Source organism: Arthrobacter cheniae, from assembly GCF_003602275.1.
In the GTDB taxonomy this organism is placed as follows: domain Bacteria; phylum Actinomycetota; class Actinomycetes; order Actinomycetales; family Micrococcaceae; genus Arthrobacter_D; species Arthrobacter_D cheniae.
In genome coordinates, this window is the sequence record NZ_QZVT01000003.1 from 92,554 (window position 1) to 104,360 (window position 11,807).

Annotated in this window: 11 protein-coding genes; 2 read left to right on the top strand and 9 right to left on the bottom strand. The window is 69.2% G+C overall.

Going from position 1 to position 11,807, the window contains the following annotated elements; all coding sequences use genetic code 11:
* Window positions 1-14: 14 nt before the first annotated feature.
* From D6T63_RS06135 to D6T63_RS06175, 9 genes are read right to left on the bottom strand one after another with little or no spacing between them, the layout of a single operon-like run.
* The gene (locus tag D6T63_RS06135; RefSeq protein WP_182976896.1) at window positions 15-1,358 is read right to left on the bottom strand and encodes a M50 family metallopeptidase; all 1,344 of its coding nucleotides are present in this window, start codon (window positions 1,356-1,358) and stop codon (window positions 15-17) included.
* Complete coding sequence (gene dxr / locus D6T63_RS06140) at window positions 1,355-2,641, bottom strand: 1-deoxy-D-xylulose-5-phosphate reductoisomerase (protein ID WP_120148136.1); 1,287 nt, start codon at window positions 2,639-2,641, stop codon at window positions 1,355-1,357. Before dxr ends, D6T63_RS06135 begins: the two co-directional genes overlap by 4 nt.
* A 50-nt stretch (window positions 2,642-2,691) precedes the next feature.
* Complete coding sequence (locus tag D6T63_RS06145; protein WP_120148137.1) at window positions 2,692-3,519, bottom strand: HpcH/HpaI aldolase/citrate lyase family protein; 828 nt, start codon at window positions 3,517-3,519, stop codon at window positions 2,692-2,694.
* The gene (locus D6T63_RS06150; protein ID WP_120148138.1) at window positions 3,516-4,025 is read right to left on the bottom strand and encodes a MaoC family dehydratase; all 510 of its coding nucleotides are present in this window, start codon (window positions 4,023-4,025) and stop codon (window positions 3,516-3,518) included. The genes D6T63_RS06145 and D6T63_RS06150 overlap by 4 nt, the downstream gene beginning before the upstream one ends.
* A complete protein-coding gene (locus D6T63_RS06155) occupies window positions 4,022-4,672 on the bottom strand; it encodes a CoA transferase subunit B (RefSeq protein ID WP_120148139.1) in 651 nt (216 codons plus the stop codon). The genes D6T63_RS06150 and D6T63_RS06155 overlap by 4 nt, the downstream gene beginning before the upstream one ends.
* A 2-nt stretch (window positions 4,673-4,674) precedes the next feature.
* Window positions 4,675-5,472, bottom strand: coding sequence for a CoA transferase subunit A (locus D6T63_RS06160; protein WP_120148140.1), 798 nt, complete (start codon window positions 5,470-5,472; stop codon window positions 4,675-4,677).
* 49 nt (window positions 5,473-5,521) lie between these two features.
* The gene (locus D6T63_RS06165) at window positions 5,522-6,694 is read right to left on the bottom strand and encodes an acyl-CoA dehydrogenase family protein (protein WP_120148141.1); all 1,173 of its coding nucleotides are present in this window, start codon (window positions 6,692-6,694) and stop codon (window positions 5,522-5,524) included.
* Window positions 6,691-8,793 carry an acetyl/propionyl/methylcrotonyl-CoA carboxylase subunit alpha gene (locus tag D6T63_RS06170; protein ID WP_120148142.1) on the bottom strand — a complete coding sequence of 701 codons (2,103 nt, stop codon included), beginning with the start codon at window positions 8,791-8,793 and terminating at the stop codon, window positions 6,691-6,693. The genes D6T63_RS06165 and D6T63_RS06170 overlap by 4 nt, the downstream gene beginning before the upstream one ends.
* 4 nt (window positions 8,794-8,797) lie before the next feature.
* Window positions 8,798-10,405 carry a carboxyl transferase domain-containing protein gene (locus D6T63_RS06175; protein ID WP_120148143.1) on the bottom strand — a complete coding sequence of 536 codons (1,608 nt, stop codon included), beginning with the start codon at window positions 10,403-10,405 and terminating at the stop codon, window positions 8,798-8,800.
* Between the two features lie 115 nt (window positions 10,406-10,520).
* Between D6T63_RS06175 and D6T63_RS06180 the strand changes: the two genes are divergently transcribed.
* Both D6T63_RS06180 and D6T63_RS06185 read left to right on the top strand, forming a co-directional pair.
* Window positions 10,521-11,132, top strand: a complete 612-nt coding sequence (locus tag D6T63_RS06180) for a TetR/AcrR family transcriptional regulator (RefSeq protein ID WP_120148144.1) — start codon at window positions 10,521-10,523, stop codon at window positions 11,130-11,132.
* 158 nt (window positions 11,133-11,290) lie between these two features.
* Window positions 11,291-11,758: a GNAT family N-acetyltransferase gene (locus tag D6T63_RS06185; RefSeq protein WP_120148145.1), complete on the top strand. Its 468-nt coding sequence runs from the start codon at window positions 11,291-11,293 to the stop codon at window positions 11,756-11,758.
* Window positions 11,759-11,807: the final 49 nt, after the last annotated feature.

Consider the following 11,807-nt stretch of genomic DNA (forward strand, 5'->3'; position numbering starts at 1 on the left):
CGATTTACAACCGATCAGCCGAACAGATCCACCGGCTTCACGATGTCCGCGTAGATCAGCAGGACGCCCATCCCCATGAGGAGGATGGCCACCGCGTAGGTGAGTGGCAGGAGTTTCGCCATGTCGAAGGGCCCAGGATCGGGACGCTTGAACACGCGGGCAATCGTCCGGCGCAAGCCTTCCCACAGGGCGCCGGCCACGTGGCCGCCGTCGAGCGGCAGGAGCGGGATCAGGTTGAAGACGAACAGGGCCAGGTTCACCCCGGCGACCAGTCCGATGAGCGTCGCGGCTCGGGAGGCCACCGGGATCTCCTCCATCGCGGAGATCTCGCCCGCGATCCGTCCGACGCCGACGACACTGATGGGCCCCTCAGGATCCCGCGGCGCATCCGAGAAGGCGGCCTGGCCGACCTCGACGACGCGCTGCGGAAGGTTCAGCACCACACCTGCCACCCGGGCCAGCGAATCGCCGACGGCGGGAAGAACCTCCGTCGCGGGCTGCGGAACGAGCTCCTGCGTGGATCCGACGCCGATGAAGCCGACTTCCTGGGTCACCGTGGTGCCGTCGTCGTCGACCACCGCGGAGCCGTCCTCCGAGGCGACGGGTCGCTCCGTCAGCAGGGGCGTGATCGTGGAATCGATGGTCTCGCCGTTCCGGACATAGCTGATGCCGACCTCGCGTCCTGCGGCCTCGCGGATCCAGCCGGACAGTTCGTCCCAGTCGGTGACCTCCCGGCCGTCGAAGGCAACGACGCGGTCGCCGGGAAGCAGGCCTGCCTCGTAGGCGGGCGCGGCGGGATCCTCGGCGGTGCATTCGGTCTGTCCGGTGGCGGCCTGCTGCCCCGCGGGTACGACGCACTCGGAGACGGAGGACAGCGTGGTGGTGGCCTGTGCCGTGCCGAAACCCATGATGAGCACGGCGAACAGCACCGTCCCGATGAGGAGGTTCATCAGCGGCCCGCCCAGCATGATGACAATGCGCTTCCAGATCGGGAGCTTGTAGAAGACGCGGTTCTCGTCGCCCGGCTGCAGCTGCTCTGCCGCCGCCTGGCGCGCGTCGTCCGTCAGCTGCTGGAAGACTCCCGTGCTGGACTGCCGCACCGCCCCGGCCTGCTCCGTCGCGGGCGGGAACATACCCACCATCGAGACGTAGCCGCCGGCGGGGATCGCCTTCAGCCCGTACTCCGTCTCCCCCCGGCGCCTCGACCAGAGGGTGGGGCCGAAGCCCACCATGTACTGCGTGACCCGCACCCGGAAGAGCTTCGCGGGCATCAGGTGCCCCACCTCGTGCAGTGCAATCGACGCGGCGATACCGACGACGACGAAGAGGACTCCGGCGATGAACAACAGAATAGTCACAGCGTTTCCTTCTGGCCTTCTGAACCGGCTGCCGGATGCGGCAGCGGAGACTCCGGCGGTGTATCCCCGAGGCCACAACGGATTCGGGCGCTCATCCGTGCCCACTGCTCGGCCTCGAGTACCGCCTCGAGCGTCAGTGGACCTGCCGCGCCTGCCGCCTCACGGCTACGCTGCTCGTCGACGACGGCCGACACCGTGTCGACGATGTCGGTGAAACCAATGGCTCCCCGGTGGAAGGCGTCGACGGCCTCCTCATTCGCCGCATTGAACACTGCCATGCGCGTGCCTCCCTCGGCGGCCGCGCGCTTGGCCTGGATGATGGCAGGGAAGGCCTCCTCGTCCAGCGGCTCGAACGTCCATTCCGCGGGTCGGCTCCAGTCACAGGAACGCGCTGATCCCGGCACCCGGAAGGGCCAGCCGATACCGAGGGCGATGGGCAGGCGCATGTCCGGCGGCGATGCCTGCGCGAGCGTCGATCCGTCGATGAACTGGACCATCGAGTGGATGACGGACTGCGGGTGGACGACGACGTCGATCCGCTCCAGCGGGATGTCGAAGAGGAGGTGCGCCTCGATGACCTCGAGCGCCTTGTTGACCATGGATGCGGAGTTGGTACTGATGACGCGGCCCATGTCCCAGGTGGGGTGGGCGACGGCCTGGGCGGGCGTGACGTCGCGGAGCTGAGCCCGCGTCCTGCCGCGGAAGGGACCTCCGGAGGCGGTGAGGACCAGGCGGTCCACCTCCTCAGCCGTGCCCCCGCGGAGCGCCTGGGCGATGGCGGAATGCTCGGAATCCACGGGCACGAGCTGCCCCGGCGCGGCCGCGGCACGGACCAGGGCTCCCCCGGCGATGAGCGACTCCTTGTTGGCCAGCGCGAGGAGGTGCCCGGCCGCGAGCGCGGCGAGCGTCGGCTCGAGCCCGATGGATCCGGTGATCCCGTTGAGGACGACGTCGGCGTCGGGCCACGCGGCGACCTTCGCCGCGGCACTCACGCCCGCGAAGAGTTCCGGCGAGTATCCGGAGATGCCGGCGGCGTCGGCCGCCGCGCCGATGGCCCGCTCGAGCTCGGCTTCGGATACGGAGGCGACGCCGACGGCGGGAGCACGGACGGCGACGGCCTGACGCGCAAGCAGGTCCAGGTTCCGTCCGCCCGCGCTCAGCCCGGCGACGCTGAAGCGCCCCGGGGCCGCGGCGATCACCTCGAGTGCCTGGGTACCGATGGAGCCGGTGGACCCGAGGATGGAGACGCGCCGTCGCTCGCGGGTGGGGTTGCTGAAATCCATGGCTCCAGTATCCCGCAGTCCGGTGCGGGTGCTCCCCCCAGGACGCGCCTCTACCCTGCGACCCCGGCCCGCACGAGGACGCTCCGTGCATGCCGCAGGATCGGCTCGTCCACCATGCGCCCCTCGTACGTGAAGACGCCCCGCTCCCCCTCGGCGGCGGCGAGCAGCGCGCGTGCGCGTTCCACCTCGGCGTCGTCGGGAGCGAAGGCCGTCCGGATGACGGCCACCTGGCTCGGGTGGATCGACGCCTTGGCCGCGAACCCCGAGGCGACGGCGTCGTCGGCCTCGGTGGAGAGGCCTTCGGTGTCGGCGATGTCCACGAAGACGGCATCGATGCAGCCGATGCCCGCGGCGCCGGCGGCGAGGAGCACCTGCGAGCGCGCGTGGAGGGCCACGGCCCGGTACGTCCCTCCGGCCGTCCGGCTCGAGGTACCGCCGAGGGAGGCCACGAGGTCCTCGGCTCCCCACATGAGTGCGGTGACGCCGTCCGATCCTGCGATTTCGACGGCATTCACGACGCCACGCGCGGTCTCGCAGAGCGCGATCACCCCGACGTCACCGAGCGCTGAGCGGACCGCGGCGACGTCGTCGGGCGACTCGGTCTTCGCGAGCATGACCGTGCGGTAGTTCGTGCCTCGAACCGCTTCGCAGTCGAGCGCGAAATCGGGGGTTCCGACGGCATTGAGGCGCACCACGGTCCGATCCGGATCCAGGACCGACGCGGCGAGTGCCCGGCGTGCCGCCTCCTTCGCGGCGGGCGCGACGGCGTCCTCGAGGTCGAGGATGACGGTGTCGGCGCGCTCGGCGGCCTTGCCGTACCGCTCGGGCCGATCCGCCGGACAGAAGAGCAGTGCGGGCCCCAGCGGGATGCCGCTCATGGGCGTGCCGCCCGGTCTGCTGCCGAGGACCACATGAGGACCGAGCGGGTAGCCGTCGCGACGACGTCGCCGTGCTGGTTGCGGCCGGTGTGGGCCAGGGACACGATGCCCTGGCCGGGACGCGAGGTGGAGGGCCGGATACCGGTGACCTCGGTCTCGGTGTACAGGGTGTCGCCGTGGAAGAGCGGCGTCGGGAAGGCGACGTCGGTGAGCCCGAGCTGGGCCACGATGGTGCCCTGCGTGAGCTGCGAGACCGACTGCCCGACGAGCGTCGCGAGGGTCAGCATCGAGTTGACGAGGCGCTGCCCGAAGGGCTGGCCTGCCGACCACGCCGCATCGAGGTGCAGGGCCTGCGTGTTCATGGTGAGCGTGGTGAACAGCACATTGTCGGCCTCGGTCAGGGTCCGTCCCGGGCGGTGTGCGTAGACCGCGCCGACGGCGAGTTCGTCGAAGTACAGTCCGCGCTGTTCGATGACGTCGCGGGCACCGTTCCCTCCCTCGGTCACGCCGCGGCTTTCCCGAGCTCGATCCGCAGGGGTGCGCCGGTGGCGGCGATGACGTCGTCGGCAGAGACGCCCGGAGCCGTCTCCCGCAGCACGAGGCCGTCCGGCCCGACGTCGATCACGGCGAGGTCGGTGACGATCCTGTCCACGCAGCCCTTGCCCGTCAGGGGAAGCGAGCAGGATTCCACGATCTTCGGCCGGCCCGATCGGTCCACGTGCTCCATCATCACGATGACGCGCTTGGCGCCGAAGACGAGGTCCATGGCCCCGCCCATACCCTTGACCATCTTGCCCGGCACCATCCAGTTGGCGAGGTCACCGTTCTGGGCCACCTCCATGGCACCGAGCACTGCGACGTCGACGTGTCCGCCACGGATCATGCCGAACGAGGACGCCGAATCGAAGTACGCGGCTCCGGCATTGGCCGTGACCGTCTCCTTGCCGGCGTTGATGAGGTCGGGGTCGACGGCGTCCTCCGCCGGGTAGGGACCCACGCCGAGGATGCCGTTCTCCGAGTGGAGCACCACCTCGACGCCGTCCGGGATGTAGTTCGGGATGAGGGTGGGCATGCCGATGCCCAGGTTGACGTACTGTCCGTTCTCGAGCTCCAGGGCAACCCTGGCCGCGAGTTCGTTGCGGGTTCGAGCCATGGTCATGCTCCTTCGGGTGCGTTGAGGCCGGCCTGCGGATCGGGGCTGCCGGCGAGGGAGACGGTGCGCTTCTCGACGCGCTTCTCGACATCCGCCGCGACGACGACGCGCTGGACGAAGATGCCCGGGGTGTGGATCTCGCCGGGATCGAGCTCACCCGGCTCGACCAGCTGCTCCACCTCGGCGATCGTGATCCTGCCGGCCTGCGCGCACAGGGGGTTGAAGTTCATCGCGGTGGCATGGAAGACGAGGTTGCCGTGGCGGTCTCCCTTCCAGGCATGGACAAGGGCGTAGTCGGGGCGCAGTGATTCCTCGAGCACGTAGTCGACGCCGTCGAAGGATCTCACCTCCTTGGCCTTCGACGCGACGGTGACGTTCCCGTCGGCGTCGTACCGCTGGGGCAGGCCGCCCTCGCTGACCTGCGTGCCGACACCGGCGGTCGTGTAGAAGGCGGGGATACCCGCGCCACCTGCACGGAGCTTCTCGGCGAGTGTGCCCTGCGGCGTCAGCTCCACCTCGAGTTCGCCGGAGAGGTACTGGCGCGCGAACTCCTTGTTCTCACCGACGTAGGAGCTGATGGTCCGGCGGATGCGGTGGTCGGACAGCAGCCTGCCGAGCCCCCACCCGTCCACGCCGCAGTTGTTGCTCATCGTCTCGAGCTCCGACGTGCCCTGCGCATGCAGGGCGTCGATCAGGGTCACCGGAATTCCGCACAGGCCGAACCCGCCGACGGCGAGGGAGGCACCGTCGGGGATGTCCGCCACGGCCTCCGCCGCGCTGCCAACCACTTTGTTGATCACTGCTTCTCCTTCGTTGTGCCGCTGTCCGCGCCCGTCCGGCGGCTGGGCGCTAGAGTCCGAGGTCCCTCGCGATCAGCATGAGCTGGACCTCCGTGGTCCCCTCGCCGATCTCGAGGATCTTCGAGTCACGGTAGTGCCTGGACACCACGAACTCGTTGATGAAACCGTAGCCGCCGAAGATCTGTGTCGCTTCGCGCGCGTTGTCCATGGCGGCCTCCCCTGCCACGAGCTTGGCGATCGATGCCTGCGTCTTGAAGGGCTTGCCCGCGAGCATGCGCGACGCCGCGTCGTAGTAGGCCAGGCGGGCCGTGTGCGCCCGGACCTGCATGCGGGCGATCTTGAACTGGATGGACTGGTACGCACCGATATTGCTGCCGAAGGCCATGCGCTCCCCGGCGTAGCGGATCGACTGCTCCACACAGCCCTGTGCCGCGCCCGTGGCGAGCGCCGCGATGGCGATCCGGCCCTCGTCGAGGATCTGGAGGAAGTTCGCATAGCCGCGTCCGCGGATGCCGAGCAGGTTGGCCTCGGGGACGCGCACGTCCTTCAGCGTCAGCGGGTGCGTATCGGAGGCGTTCCAGCCCACCTTGTTGTAGGCCTTCTCGGCTGTGAAGCCGGGAGTCTCCGAGGGAACGAGGAAGGTCGAGATCTCCTTCTTCACGGAGCCGTCCGGGCGCTCGGAGGTTCCCGTGACCGCAGTGACGGTGACCAGCGAGGTGATGTCGGTGCCGGAGTTGGTGATGAACTCCTTGGTGCCGTTGATGACCCACTCGGGTCCGTGCGCGCCGTCCTCGAGCTTCGCCGTCGTCTTCGTGCCGGAGGCGTCGGAGCCGGCCTCGGACTCGGTCAGGCCGAAGCCGCCGAGGGCAGCCCCTGATGCGAGGGAAGGCAGCCACTGCTGCTTCTGCTCCTCGGTGCCGAAGCGGTAGACGGGCATGGCGCCGAGGGAGACGCCTGCCTCGAGGGTGATCGCCACAGATTGGTCCACGCGTGCCAGCTGCTCGAGCGCCAGGCAGAGCGCGAAGTAGTCGCCGCCCATTCCCCCGTACTCCTCGGGGAACGGCAGGCCGAAGAGGCCCATGTCGCCCATCTGCTTGACGACCTCGTAGGGGAAGCTGTGCTCGGCGTCGTGCTTGGCGGAAACGGGTGCCACGACCTCGTCGGCGAATTCGCGGACGGTGTCGACGAGGTCCTGGTATTCCTCGCTCAGTTCGAAGTTCATGCTGCGTTCCCTTCCGTGGAACTCGATGTGGGGCTGGAGATGGGAGCTGGTGCGGGTGGTGATGGTGCGTCGATCTCCGGCGCGGCCTCGATGGTCGCGACGATCTGCTGCGCCTTCACGAGGTCCCCGGGCTTCAGGGAGAGGCGGACGACGCCGGACAGGGCGGCGGTGAGCTGGTGCTCCATCTTCATGGCCTCCACGGCGACGAGAACGTCCCCCGCCTGCACGGTGGCGCCGTCCTCGACGGACACGGAGACGACAGTGCCCGGCATGGGACTGCGGACCAGCGGATCGGCCGATCCCTCGTCCCGGGTGATGCGGGACAGGGCGGCGTCGAGCAGGTCCCTCCGGCCCGGGCGGCGCAGGCGCGCGGACCAGCCGGCGTCGCCCAGCCACACGGTGTCTCCGTCGACGCGGTACTGCCGGCGCCGGCGCAGTCCGTCGATCGTCACGCCGTACCCGTCGACCCTCACGTCGACCGTCGTGTCGCCGATCCTCGCGGTCCAGGTCCCGTCCGCGCGCTGGAGCCGGACGGTCGTCGTTGCACCGTCCACCTCGAGCGCGATCTCGCGCGGCCGTGCGGTCCCGAGCCGGAATCCGTCCCCGCGATGCCAGGGTGAGTGGCCCGGGGTGACCGGCTCGGCCTCGACGAGCAGCACTGCGGCGAGCGCGAGGTCCCCGGACGACACCCGACGGAAGGTGAGGTCCGGCAGCTTCCGCTCGATCATCGTGGTATCGAGCCGGGCGGCCCGGACGTCGACGTCGTTGACGAGGAGCCGCAGGTACTCGATGTTCGTGTCGACGCCCAGCACCACGGTCCCGGCGAGCGCGGCGTCGAGGCGATCGAGCGCCTGGCCGCGGTCCGCTCCCCAGGCGATGATCTTGGCGAGCATGGGATCGTACGACGACGAGACGGTACCGCCGGGCACCAGTGAACTGTCGACGCGGACACCCTCCCCGGTGGGCTCGGTGAGGGCAAGGACGGTACCGGTCGACGGCAGGAAGCCTGCTTCGGGATTCTCGGCGTACACGCGGGCCTCGACGGCGTGGCCGGTGAGGACGACGTCGGTCTGGGTCATCGGCAGGACCTCGCCGGCGGCGATACGGATCTGCCATTCGACGAGGTCCACGCCGGTCACCAGTTCCGTGACCGGGTGCTCGACCTGCAGGCGCGTGTTCATCTCCATGAAGAAGAACTCGTCGGGTGCGGCGTCGGAGACGAGGAACTCGACGGTCCCGGCCCCCGTGTAGTCGACGCTTCGCGCGGCGTTGCAGGCGGCCTGGCCGATGCGGAGCCGCGTGGCCTCGTCGAGCAGGGCCGAGGGCGCCTCCTCGATCACCTTCTGATGCCGGCGCTGCAGGGAGCACTCGCGCTCGCCGAGGTGGATGACCGTCCCGTGGTTGTCGGCCAGCACCTGCACCTCGATGTGGCGGGGCCGCTCGATCAGGCGCTCCAGGAAGAGCGTGTCATCACCGAAAGCACGCGCGGCGACGCGCCGTGCCGTTCCGAGCACCTCCGGAAGGTCCTCGGGGCGGTGCACGTCGTGCATCCCCTTTCCGCCCCCACCGGCTGACGGCTTGATGAGCAGGGGGAAGCCGACGACGCCGGCGGACCGCAGCAGGTCCTCGTCGGTGAGGCCCGGCTCGGCGACGCCCGGGACGACCGGGACGTCGAACCCCGCGACGTGGTTCTTCGAACGGATCTTGTCCCCCATGATGTCCAGGGCATGGACGGAGGGCCCGATGAACACGATCCCGGCCGCGTCGAGCGCATGGGCGAAGGCGGCATTCTCGCTGAGGAACCCGTACCCGGGGTGGACGGCACCCGCTCCCGTGCGGCGGCAGGCATCGACGACGGCCGGGATGGACAGGTAGCTGTCCGAGGGGGCATCTCCGCCGATGCGCACGGCGACGTCGGCCTCGAGGACGTGCCGGGCGCCTCTGTCGGCGTCGCTGTAGACGGCGACAGACCGAAGACCCAGTGCACGGACGGAACGGATGACGCGGCTGGCGATCTCGCCGCGGTTAGCGACGAGGACGGTGTCGAAGGGCCAGGTGGACGTGTCGGCGGGGGGTGGGGAAACAGGGCTGGGTGTCATCTGGTCACATCCGGAAGAGGCCGAAGGAGGTATCGGGGAGGGGCGCGTTGGCGCAGACGTCGAGGGCGAGTCCGAGGACCCTGCGGGTGTCGGCAGGATCGATGACGCCGTCGTCCCAAAGGCGCGCCGTCGAGTAGTACGGGTTGCCCTGGGTCTCGTACTGGTCGCGGATGGGTGCGCGGAACGCCTCCTCGTCCTCGGAGGACCATTCCTCGCCGCGTCCCTCGAGCTGGTCGCGCTTCACGGTCGCGAGGACGGAGGACGCCTGATTGCCGCCCATGACGGAGATGCGGCCGGCCGGCCACATCCACAGGAAGCGCGGGGAGAACGCCCGGCCGCACATCGAGTAGTTCCCCGCGCCGAACGAACCGCCGACGACGACGGTCAGCTTGGGGACGCGGCAGGTGGCGACAGCTGTGACCATCTTGGCGCCGTTCTTCGCGATGCCGCCGGCCTCGTAGTCCTTGCCGACCATGAAGCCGGAGAGGTTCTGCAGGAACACCAGCGGGATGCCGCGCTGGTCGCACAGTTCGATGAAGTGGGCGCCCTTCAGGGCGGACTCGCTGAACAGCACACCGTTGTTGGCCACGATGCCGACCCGGTGCCCGTGGAGGGTCGCGAACCCGGTGACGAGCGTGGTCCCGTACTCACGCTTGAACTCGTGGAAGTGGGACCCGTCGACGATCCGGGCGATGATCTCGCGGGCGTCGTACGCCGCATTGACATCTGTCGGGACGGCGCCGTACAGCTCGTCCGGCGCGACGGCGGGCTCCTGTACCCTGTCCCGGCCTGCCGACGGCAGCGCCGCGGGCGGCAGGGTGGAGATGATGTCCCGCACGATCTCCAGGGCGTGCTGATCATTCTCCGCCAGGTGGTCCGTGACCCCCGAGATCCGGGCGTGGACGTCACCGCCGCCGAGCTCCTCCGCCGTGACGACCTCGCCGATCGCGGCCTTCACCAGCGGCGGACCACCCAGGAAGATGGTGCCCTGGTTGCGGACGATCACCGTCTCGTCGCTCATCGCCGGCACGTAGGCTCCACCGGCAGTGCAGCTGCCGAGAACAGCCGCGATCTGGGGGATTTTGCGGGCCGACATGGTGGCCTGGTTGTAGAAGATCCGGCCGAAGTGGTTGCGGTCCGGGAAGACCTCGTCCTGGCGGGGCAGGAACGCCCCACCGGAATCCACGAGGTACACGCACGGCAGGTTGTTCTCGAGGGCGATCTCCTGCGCCCGGAGGTGCTTCTTGACCGTCATCGGGTAGTAGGTGCCGCCCTTGACCGTCGCATCGTTCGAGATGACGAGGACATGGCGCCCGTGGACCAGGCCGATACCGGCGATCACGCCCGCACCGGGGCACTCGTCGTCGTACATACCGTTCGCCGCGAGGGGGGCGATCTCCAGGAAGGGGCTGCCGTCGTCGAGCAGGTGGTCGATGCGCTCACGAGGGAGGAGCTTGCCGCGGGCCACGTGCCGCTCCCGGGAGTGCTCGGGGCCACCGAGGGCGGCCGTCGCGAGGCGCCTCTGAAGGTCGTCGACGAGTTCCGTCTGGGCGGCGGAGTTCGCCCTGAATGTCGGTGACAGCGGATCGACCTTCGACGTCAGGGTCTCCATCGACTACTTCCTCGCGCAGTGTTCAGTTAGCATTCACTAACCGGGTTCAGGTTAGTGGTCATTAACCTGAATGTCCATCAGAATGAGGGAAATACTCCCCCGGATCGAGGATTGCATGGAGGCACTGCCCACCGAGGACCGCGTGACGGGCCGGAGCATCGCGAAGGCCACCCGCCGCGCTGCCCTCCTCGACGCCGCCGCACAACTCTTCGCCGAACGTGGCTACAACGGCGTCTCCATCGAGGACCTCGGCGCCGCGGCCGGCGTAAGCGGTCCGGCCGTGTACCGGCATTTCACCGGCAAGCCCTCGGTCCTCTCGGCCCTGCTCAGCGGCGTGAGCGAGGACCTGCTGGAGGGCGGCCGGGCCGTCGCCGTCGGCGCCGACTCCCCCGAAGACGCACTGCGGAGCCTCATCCGCTTCCAGGTGGAGTTCGCGCTGAACAATGCCAACGTCATCCGGGTCCAGGACCGCGACCTCCGCTCCCTGGCGCACGACGACGAACGCAACGTGCGGTCCCTGCAGCGCAGCTACGTCCAGGTATGGGTGGATGAACTCGCCGCTTTTCGCCCTGAGACGGACCGCTCACTGCTCCGGCGCAGGGTCCACGCCGTCTTCGGCCTCATCAACTCGACACCCCACACGGCGCACGGCACTGGCGCGGGAGACGAACTCTCGGCGCTCCGGGACCTGCTGCAGGACATGGCGTGGGCTGCGCTGACGGTCTGATCCGCCGGGCGGATCAGACGGTCGGTTCTACGGTGCCACCTGCCGTGGGAAGGGTACGATCCGTCGTCGTCCAGCGGCTTTCCCGGGCGCCTAGTACGCTGAACCACGAGAAGTCCCGGCCGCGCCGAGCGGCCACACCATCGACTGAAAGTACCGCCGTGATCACGCTACGTCCCGTTGAAGCCACCGACCTCGACGAATTCTTCTCGCACCAGCTGGACCCGAGCGCCAACCACATGGCTGCCTTCGGCGCGAAGAATCCGTCCGATCGCGGCGTCTTCGACAACCACTGGCAGGACATCCTGAACGACCGCAGGATCACGGTGCGCACCATCCTGTCCGACGGCCACGTGGTGGGCAGCATCCTCGCCTACCACGACGGCGAGGCCCCCGAGATCAGCTACTGGATAGACCGCTCGCGGTGGGGACAGGGCATCACCACCGCCGCCGTCGGACAGTTCCTGAACGAGGTCACCGAGCGGCCCATCCGGGCGCGTGCCGTGGCGGACAACGCGAGTTCCATCCGGATCCTCGAGCGCTGGGGCTTCCAGCAGGTGGGCGAGACGCAGGGCTTCGCACCGGCACGCGGCGCCGTGGTGCGCGAACTGATCCTCGAACTGCCGTAGCCCTCCCGCGCCACGGCTACGGGAGGGCCGCGGCCCCGGCTGCGATCCG

Bases quoted from the DNA above. Each gene is read 5' to 3' on its own strand.
- dxr (WP_120148136.1), bottom strand. From the start codon at position 2,641: ATGGATTTCAGCAACCCCACCCGCGAGCGACGGCGCGTCTCCATCCTC.
- D6T63_RS06145 (WP_120148137.1), bottom strand. From the start codon at position 3,519: ATGAGCGGCATCCCGCTGGGGCCCGCACTGCTCTTCTGTCCGGCGGAT.
- D6T63_RS06155 (WP_120148139.1), bottom strand. From the start codon at position 4,672: ATGGCTCGAACCCGCAACGAACTCGCGGCCAGGGTTGCCCTGGAGCTC.
- D6T63_RS06165 (WP_120148141.1), bottom strand. From the start codon at position 6,694: ATGAACTTCGAACTGAGCGAGGAATACCAGGACCTCGTCGACACCGTC.
- D6T63_RS06170 (WP_120148142.1), bottom strand. From the start codon at position 8,793: ATGACACCCAGCCCTGTTTCCCCACCCCCCGCCGACACGTCCACCTGG.
- D6T63_RS06175 (WP_120148143.1), bottom strand. From the start codon at position 10,405: ATGGAGACCCTGACGTCGAAGGTCGATCCGCTGTCACCGACATTCAGG.
- D6T63_RS06180 (WP_120148144.1), top strand. From the start codon at position 10,521: ATGGAGGCACTGCCCACCGAGGACCGCGTGACGGGCCGGAGCATCGCG.